Source organism: Methylophaga sp. UBA5088 (assembly GCF_002414625.1).
Classification (GTDB): Bacteria; Pseudomonadota; Gammaproteobacteria; order Nitrosococcales; family Methylophagaceae; genus Methylophaga; species Methylophaga marina.
Map to the genome: position 1 here is coordinate 18,650 of NZ_DIAC01000098.1, position 8,184 is coordinate 26,833.

At 46.6% G+C, this 8,184-nt stretch carries 7 protein-coding genes and 1 pseudogene; 3 read left to right on the plus strand and 5 right to left on the minus strand.

Annotated elements, in window-relative coordinates:
• The coding region (locus B4K20_RS17050; protein ID WP_414683385.1) for a helix-turn-helix domain-containing protein at positions 1-131 on the minus strand (131 nt) is incomplete at its 3' end.
• Positions 132-147: 16 nt separating this feature from the next.
• Positions 148-1,533 (minus strand): MFS transporter, encoded by a 1,386-nt coding sequence (locus tag B4K20_RS12310; RefSeq protein WP_289283096.1) that lies wholly within the window; start codon positions 1,531-1,533, stop codon positions 148-150.
• A gap of 74 nt (positions 1,534-1,607) precedes the next feature.
• On the opposite strand from B4K20_RS12310, the gene uvrA reads away from it, so the two are divergent.
• The 3 genes from uvrA (at position 1,608) to B4K20_RS12325 (ending at position 5,636) form a co-directional block, all read left to right on the plus strand.
• Positions 1,608-4,430 carry an excinuclease ABC subunit UvrA gene (uvrA, locus tag B4K20_RS12315; RefSeq protein WP_289283097.1) on the plus strand — a complete coding sequence of 941 codons (2,823 nt, stop codon included), beginning with the start codon at positions 1,608-1,610 and terminating at the stop codon, positions 4,428-4,430.
• The gene (locus B4K20_RS12320) at positions 4,427-5,050 is read left to right on the plus strand and encodes a CYTH domain-containing protein (RefSeq protein ID WP_289283098.1); all 624 of its coding nucleotides are present in this window, start codon (positions 4,427-4,429) and stop codon (positions 5,048-5,050) included. Before uvrA ends, B4K20_RS12320 begins: the two co-directional genes overlap by 4 nt.
• A 151-nt stretch (positions 5,051-5,201) precedes the next feature.
• Positions 5,202-5,636: a host attachment protein gene (locus B4K20_RS12325; RefSeq protein WP_286305728.1), complete on the plus strand. Its 435-nt coding sequence runs from the start codon at positions 5,202-5,204 to the stop codon at positions 5,634-5,636.
• A 42-nt stretch (positions 5,637-5,678) separates the two neighbouring features.
• Here the strand turns inward: B4K20_RS12325 and B4K20_RS12330 are convergent, their stop codons facing one another.
• From B4K20_RS12330 to B4K20_RS12340, 3 genes and pseudogenes are all read right to left on the minus strand, one after another.
• Positions 5,679-6,701, minus strand: coding sequence for an energy transducer TonB (locus tag B4K20_RS12330; RefSeq protein ID WP_286305727.1), 1,023 nt, complete (start codon positions 6,699-6,701; stop codon positions 5,679-5,681).
• A 2-nt stretch (positions 6,702-6,703) separates the two neighbouring features.
• Positions 6,704-7,759 carry an FAD:protein FMN transferase gene (locus B4K20_RS12335; RefSeq protein ID WP_289283099.1) on the minus strand — a complete coding sequence of 352 codons (1,056 nt, stop codon included), beginning with the start codon at positions 7,757-7,759 and terminating at the stop codon, positions 6,704-6,706.
• Positions 7,756-8,184: pseudogene (locus tag B4K20_RS12340) on the minus strand (glutathione synthase); the annotation flags it as partial. The gene B4K20_RS12335 and the pseudogene B4K20_RS12340, both read right to left, overlap by 4 nt.

Consider the following 8,184-nt stretch of genomic DNA (forward strand, 5'->3'; position numbering starts at 1 on the left):
GATCGTGGCAGCTCAGTCCGGCGTATTAACTCATCCATACTTAGCCCAGCAGGGTGATGTTGTAAAGCTGTAAGAATAGCTGCAGTGTTAGAAATAACCTGACCCTGATTGTCTCTTGACTTGTCGATCATTATTTCTCAATGTTCCTTAATGCTGGGAAGCAAATGACTCTAGTTCATCCATGTTAATTTCATCTGGTGAGTATTTGACATAAGCCACCTGTTCTTCAGGCACCACTACTGCTTCTTTGATACCTGCAATAGCTCTTAACTCCTGAATGAATTGAGCAGAATTCTGCATGGATGTGTCATTCAGATGAATAATCTTACTGCTGTAATGTTTAGGTGCTTGCATTGGGAAAACAAGTAATAACCAGATAACCACCAAGACAACACTGGCAACAAAGATACCCTCGAGTCCAAACGAGCCATATAGTGTTCCACCCATAGCACCGCCAATGAAGGCACCGATGAATTGAGCGCTGGAATACACACCCATCGCCGTGCCTTTGTTTTCCAATGGGCTAAGTTTTGACATCATCGATGGCAGACTGGCTTCAAGAATATTGAATGCGGTAAAGAATAACCACAGACAAATCAGTATAGTGGTTAACGAGTGAGCAAAAAACGCCCAACCTAATTCTGCCAAACCAATCACCGCGATAGCACTGATGAAAACAGATTTCATTTTACGTTTTTTCTCAGCGATGATGATGAATGGCACCATGGTGACAAAAGCTAAAAGTAATACCGGTAAATACGCCATGGCGTGTTGGCTTTTGTCTAAGCCCGCTACATCCTGTAAGACGTGAGGCAATGCGAAAAAGCTGGTGGTGAGGAGCAGATGCAACAGCATAATGCTGAGCACTAATCGCATGATTTGTTTATTGCCAAACACTTTGCCAAACTGCTTTGGCACGGGGCCCAGATCAGTGTGCGTCACCAGTCGTTTGGGAGAGGGAACCCATAGATGCAGAATGCCAATACCAAGTAATGCCAGCAGCCCGGTGGCCCAGAAAATACCTGACAAACCAATCCAGTGTTCAAGAATAGCGCCTGTGGCCAATGCAACAGAAAATGACAGACCAATACTTATACCAATACTTGCCATGGCTTTTGTACGCTGTTCATCTCGGGTGAGATCGGCGGTGAGAGCCATAATGGCAGCAGCGATGGCACCACTCCCTTGTAACATACGACCGACGATAACCATTTCAATCGATTGTGCGGTCGCCGCAATCACACTACCCGCAGCAAATAATAGTAAGCCAATAGTGATAACGCGCTTACGACCGATTTTGTCGGATAACATCCCAAATGGGATTTGTAAGAGCGCTTGCGTCAATCCGTATGCGCCAATAGCAATGCCGATAAGCATTGGCGTGCTGCCCGTGTATTGATGCGCCGATATCGAAAAAACCGGCAAAATCATGAATAAGCCCAGCATTCTCAAGGCAAATATCAACGAAAGCCCTGAAATACTCCGCTTTTCCAGCGAGGTCAATGAGTTTGTTGTAGTTTGTTTTTGCGTCATGGTAGTCGGACAGAGTATATTGATCCGTTTGATTTTACTACGGAATCCTGATGAAAAATATAAGCGTTCCCGGGATGAAAAATATAAGCATTCGTGGGGCTCGAACCCACAATCTTAAAAATATTGACCTGGACCTGCCGAGAGATGCTCTGATTGTAATTACTGGCCTGTCTGGTTCGGGAAAATCGTCGCTTGCCTTCGACACATTATACGCAGAAGGGCAGCGTCGATATGTGGAATCCTTGTCAGCCTACGCCAGACAGTTCTTATCGATGATGGAAAAGCCGGATGTGGATCATATTGAAGGCTTGTCTCCTGCGATATCGATTGAACAAAAATCAACATCACATAATCCGCGCTCAACGGTCGGTACCATCACCGAAATTTATGACTATTTAAGGTTGTTATTTGCTCGTGCGGGTGAACCACGTTGTCCGACACATCATCAACCATTGGCAGCACAGACGGTGAGTCAAATGGTAGACGCCGTGCTGGATATGCCGGAAGGTAAACGCTTGATGCTGATTGCACCAGTGATTCAGGATCGTAAAGGTGAGCATCGTGATGTCTTGGAAGAATTACGAATCAAAGGCTTTGTTCGTGCGCGCGTGAATGGTCAAGTTATTGAGCTCGATGATCCGCCTGAATTGGAGCTGCGTAAAAAACATACCATTGAAGCGGTGGTGGATCGTTTTAAAGTGCGCCCGGACATTCAGCAACGGTTGGCTGAATCCTTTGAAACGGCATTAGCCATGGCGGATGGTGTGGCGAAAGTCGTGTCGATGGATGATGAATCTGATGAGACTTTATTTTCTGCACGTTTTGCCTGTCCAGAGTGTGGTTATTCGATTTCTGAATTAGAACCACGCATGTTCTCATTCAATAATCCTGCTGGAGCTTGTCCGACTTGTGACGGGCTTGGGGTGAAGCAGTTTATTGATCCCGCTCGAGTAGTGACTCATCCTGAATTAAGTCTGGCAGCAGGTGCCATTCGGGGGTGGGATCGCCGAAATGCGTATTACTACCAACTAATGCTATCGCTAGCGGAGCATTATAAATTCGATCTGGATAGGCCTTTTCAGGACTTGTCCGATGAGATTCGTGAGGTCATTTTATATGGTAGTGGTAAAACGCAGATTGCCTTCAGCTACATGGGCGACCGTGGTAAAAGCGTCAGTCGTAAACACCCGTTTGAAGGTGTAATTCCGAATATGCAGCGTCGTTATCACGAAACAGAATCAAACAGTGTTCGTGAAGATTTGGCTAAATTTCATTCTATCCGTGCTTGTCCGGAGTGTCATGGAGCCAGATTAACGCTGGCTTCACGTAATGTATTTGTGAATGAAATTACCTTACCTGAAGTCACAGCAATGCCTATCGGTGAAGTGAGTACTTTCTTTCAAACACTCACCTTACCTGGCAAACGTGGCGAAATTGCAGAAAAGATTGTCACCGAAATTTCAGCGCGTCTGAGCTTTCTGGTCAACGTCGGCCTTGATTATTTGAATCTGGCACGCAGTGCGGAAACATTGTCAGGTGGTGAAGCGCAGCGTATTCGTTTAGCCAGTCAGATCGGTGCGGGTTTAGTAGGGGTCATGTACATTCTGGATGAACCTTCGATAGGGCTGCATCAACGTGATAATGATCGCCTGCTGGAAACCTTAACCCGACTTCGTGATTTAGGTAACACGGTCATTGTGGTTGAGCATGATGAAGATGCGATTCGCATGGCAGACTTTGTGCTGGATATTGGGCCTGGTGCCGGTGTGCATGGTGGCCAAATTGTGGCTCAGGGTACACCTGAAGAAATCATGAAAAGTGAAGAGTCACTGACCGGGCAATATCTGTCAGGCCGTAGAAAAATTGAACTGCCAGCGAAACGTCAGCCACCTCATGCAGGCCGTGTGATTGGTTTGAGAGGTGCTTGCGGAAATAATCTGAAAAATGTGGATATTGATGTGCCGGTTGGTCTGATGACCTGTGTCACCGGTGTGTCAGGATCTGGGAAATCGACGCTGATCAATGAAACATTATTAAAGCTGACCGCGAAAAACTTAAATGGTAACTCTGAAGAACCCGCCCCACATTCTGAAATTATTGGTTTAGAGCAGCTGGATAAAGTGGTGGCGATTAATCAAAGTCCAATTGGTCGTACGCCGCGTTCAAATCCGGCGACCTACACCGGTCTGTTTACACCGATTCGTGAGTTATTTGCGGGTACACCTGAGGCACGTTCACGTGGTTATGGCCCAGGACGTTTCAGCTTTAACGTGAAAGGTGGACGTTGTGAAGCCTGTCAGGGCGATGGTCTGATTAAAGTTGAAATGCATTTCCTGCCCGACATTTATGTGCCATGTGATGTCTGTAAGGGCCAGCGATATAACCGCGAAACACTGGATATCCGCTACAAAGGTAAAACCATTACCGAAGTACTGGATATGACCATCGAAGAGGCGAATGTCTTTTTTGAAAATATTCCGGTCGTGGCGAAAAAGTTACAGACATTGATTGATGTTGGTCTGACCTATATCAAGCTTGGCCAGAATGCGACTACCTTATCGGGTGGTGAGGCGCAGCGGGTCAAATTAGCCAAAGAGTTATCCAAACGTGATACCGGTAAAACCCTGTATGTCTTAGATGAGCCAACCACGGGGCTGCACTTTTTCGATATCGAACAATTACTCAAAGTCCTGCATAGCCTGCGAGATCGTGGCAATACCATTGTGGTCATTGAGCATAATCTGGATGTGATTAAAACCGCAGACTGGATCATTGATATGGGCCCTGAAGGTGGTGCACGTGGTGGTGAAGTGCTGGCCGTTGGTACACCAGAGGAGGTGGCCGAACATCCGGCTTCTTACACCGGTAAATATTTAAAGCCTTTATTGAACTCATGAGCCTAGAACAAGAAATAAAACTTCAGGTAACGCAGGCTGACTCGCTTAACTTGCAAGCGCTGGGCTGGCTGACTTCCATGTTGAAACAGGATGTATATCAACAACATTTGTTGAGTACCTATTTTGATACGCCGGACAAAGCCTTAATGACATTTGGCGTAGGATTGAGGTTACGTCAAATAGGTGAACAATGGCTGCAAACGGTGAAATGCAGTGGGCAAGCTAATGCTGGTCTGCACCAACGTCAAGAATGGGAACACGAATTGGGGGCGCCAGTGTTTGATCTTGAGCGTCTGGCGGAAACCGCCATTGCGCCGCTATTAGAACAAGCCCAGGTCTGGAATGCCATCCAGCCTGTGTTTACCACCGAGTTTGAACGAGATGTCTGGTTGTTGGTGTTAGAGGCTGACACCGTGGTTGAACTGGCTTATGACCGAGGAGAAGTCAGAGCAGGTGGCAAACAAACAGCGATTCATGAAATTGAGCTGGAATTAAAGCACGGCGATATAGAACATTGCCAAAAATTAGCCGACAAGCTTAAGGCCGCTCTGCCACTTGAATACAGCAATATCAGTAAGGCGGGCTTGGGATATAAACTGTCACAAGACACTGATAAGTAAAGAATTGTTTAGAAATGTTAAGTGACAGACAAAGGCCATATTGTCTGTTATAGTCGAACCATTGCTTCTATCAAGTTAATGATGATGCAGGGTGATTTCCCGCTTATTGCTCTGTGTTGCTTGTTTTCCCAAGCGAGAAGGAGAATCGACTATGAAGAAAAAGTGGATCGTTGTCGCCGAGAGCAGTCGGGCTCGGATTTTTTCTGTTGAGAGTCGGACTAGTCCACTTAAGGAAATCGATGACATGGTCAATACTGCCAGTCGCGCTCATAATCAGGACTTAGTATCTGACGAGCCGGGGCGAGGTTTCGATAGTTATGGTTCTGGAGGGCGTCATGCTATGGAGTCCAAAACGGAACCGAAAAAACAGGAAATGCAGATGTTTGCTCATGACTTAAGTGAGCGTCTGGAAACGGCTCGCCGCACAGGTGATGTCAACGACCTTGTGTTGATTTCCCCACCCAGCTTTCTGGGGGCACTCAAGCAACAAATGGGTGAAGTGACACAAAAATATATCAGTCAGACCATTAACAAAAACTTTATCAATAAAAGCGAACAAGAAATTCGCCAGTATTTATTTCAGTAATATTCAGTTAAGCCGGTAACAATGCGTCGTTGCCGGCTTTTTTTATCTTGTTGACAGGCCTCGACCAGTTTCAAACTTCCAGGTACGAATCACGGTCAGCATATCGTTATTTTTCAATACATCTTCCGGTATGGCAGCATAAGGCGCCCCCAGTCGGACGATCTTGACCGCGGCATCATCCAGTACTTTATGGCCTGATGAACGTGATACGACGATGCCACCCGCTGGCACACTGCCGTCGGGATTAATATCTACAGACAACATCAGGCTACCACTCAGGCCTTTTTGCCGCGCTTCCTGCGGGTAGTTCATATTACCGATTCGCTCGACCTTCATTTCCCACGCTTTCATATAGGCAGCGGCAGCAAACTCTTTGGTAGAGGCTGAAATACGTCGTTTTTTTGGTCTTTCACTCAGTGCTTTAGTGCTTTTATCGAGTTTTTCCTGCAGCTCGCTGATTTCACTTCTGGCTTGCATCATCAAATCACGGGCAGAAATGTCAGGTTTAGTGACCTTTTCAGGTTCTGCTTCAGTTTTAGCTGCGGTTTCTGCTGTCTCGGTTTTTTCTACCTTGCGTTCCGCTTTTTCCTGAGTGAGCTTTTTAACGGGCTTTTCAGGTTGAGGAACGGGTTTTGCCTTGGGCTGCGGTTTAGGTTTTTTGACCTCAGGCTTAGGCTCTACTTCTTTGGGTTTTGGTGGTGTTGGCTCTGGAGCCGGAGGTTGTACCGCAACTGTTTCCGTGTCGGCGACAGTGTCTGTTTTTGGTGCTGGCGGCGGTGCTGATGGAACATCTTTAGTGACCGGGACAGGTTTATCTTTTGTCGGTTCTGGGGTCGGTGTATCAAGCTCACCTCCACCTTCATTATTGGCCTGCGCCAGAAAGTCTGCCTCTTCCGGTTTGATTTTGTCTTGTTGTTTTACCAATGTGATATCAAGATTATTCGCAGGTGCATTGGTGGGTTTTGAAAACACATCAAAGCTCACGCCCAGCACAATCACCAGATGCAGGATGACTGAAAACAGCAAAGTAAAAATAAGTCGATCTGATGATGCGCTGGTAGCCATGATTATGGAGTCGCTGTTGTGCCTATTTCACGTAAAATCGGTTGAGTTGATTTGTCAGTAAAATGAATTTTTTTCTGTATGGATGGGGTCATTTCGATTTGACCATCAGCTCGAACAATCATTACTTCCTTGATCCCCATTGATGCGGCAATCTCTGGCCAGTCTTTGCCAGCCACGATTAATGCGGTCGCTGCGGCATCAGCACGAGCGGCTTGCTGATGAATAACCGTCGCAGAGATATTATCCTGAGCCGGATAACCTGTTCTTGGGTCCAATATATGAGGATAACGTTTACCTTCATAGGTGAAGAATCGTTCGTAGTCACCCGAGGTGAAAACACTTTCATCACCCGAAACGGCTACGGAAGCCAGCATAGCGGCTTCTTTGCGTGGGTGACGAATACCAATGACCCAAGGGCGATGACCATGCTTACCAATCGCACGTAAATCACCACCGATATTGATGATGGCATTATTCACACCTTGTTTTTTCAGTGCCTCAATGGCGGCATCTACCGCCGTGCCTTTGGCAAAACCACCAAAGCCCAGTTTCACCATAGGGTTATCACTGGTGAGAATATTATCTTGAATATGAATATTTTCCATACTGGGGGCGGATTTTAACCAGGCGTCGATTTTGTCTTGAGCGGGTGGCGGGCGCGATTCAAACCAATCATCACGATGGTAACCCCAGAGCTCAAATAATTTACCAGCGGCCGGGTTGAATAAATGATGACTTTCCTTGGCATAGGTGGCCGCTTCTTCGATAACGGCAGCGACTTGAGGTTTGATTTCAACTGATTCGCCATTCGCGATAGCTTTATTTATTCGAGTTAAGGTGCTGAGTTTCCAGGCATGCCAGGTGTCGTTGATGGCGTTGAATGAGTCTTCCAAAGCATCAACGGTTTTTTCAGCTGTTTCAGCATCTACGCCATAAAGGCTGACATCAATCTCAGTACCAAAGGCATAAAACTTCGCCTGGCGGGCGCTTTCTTGTTGTTCTCCACAAGCGGTGAGTAGGGCTACTAGAATTAATAAAAGAGGAAAGAGTTTCATCATAAAAGTTTATCTATGGCTGTCATTAAGTCGGCACCAATATTGATACCAAATTGTCTATCAAGTTCACGGATACAGGTCGGGCTGGTGACATTTATCTCTGTCAGATAATCGCCAATGACGTCCAGTCCGACAAAAATTAAGCCTTTTTCGCGTAGTTTGGGGCCAACCTGTTCGCATATCCAACGATCCCTGTCAGTCAGTGGCCGACCTTCGGCTCGCCCACCTGCAGCAAGGTTGCCGCGCGTTTCACCTTCAGCTGGGATACGGGCCAGAGCGTAAGGCACCGGCTCACCATTTATCAACAGAATACGTTTGTCGCCGTCTTTGATTGCCGGCAAATACTTTTGCGCCATGACCGAACGTTTTCCATGTTCTGACAGCGTTTCGACGATAACTGAGAAATTAGGATCGCCCTGATTGATGCG

Bases quoted from the DNA above. Each gene is read 5' to 3' on its own strand.
- B4K20_RS12310 (WP_289283096.1), bottom strand. From the start codon at position 1,533: ATGACGCAAAAACAAACTACAACAAACTCATTGACCTCGCTGGAAAAG.
- uvrA (WP_289283097.1), top strand. From the start codon at position 1,608: ATGAAAAATATAAGCATTCGTGGGGCTCGAACCCACAATCTTAAAAAT.
- B4K20_RS12320 (WP_289283098.1), top strand. From the start codon at position 4,427: ATGAGCCTAGAACAAGAAATAAAACTTCAGGTAACGCAGGCTGACTCG.
- B4K20_RS12325 (WP_286305728.1), top strand. From the start codon at position 5,202: ATGAAGAAAAAGTGGATCGTTGTCGCCGAGAGCAGTCGGGCTCGGATT.
- B4K20_RS12330 (WP_286305727.1), bottom strand. From the start codon at position 6,701: ATGGCTACCAGCGCATCATCAGATCGACTTATTTTTACTTTGCTGTTT.
- B4K20_RS12335 (WP_289283099.1), bottom strand. From the start codon at position 7,759: ATGATGAAACTCTTTCCTCTTTTATTAATTCTAGTAGCCCTACTCACC.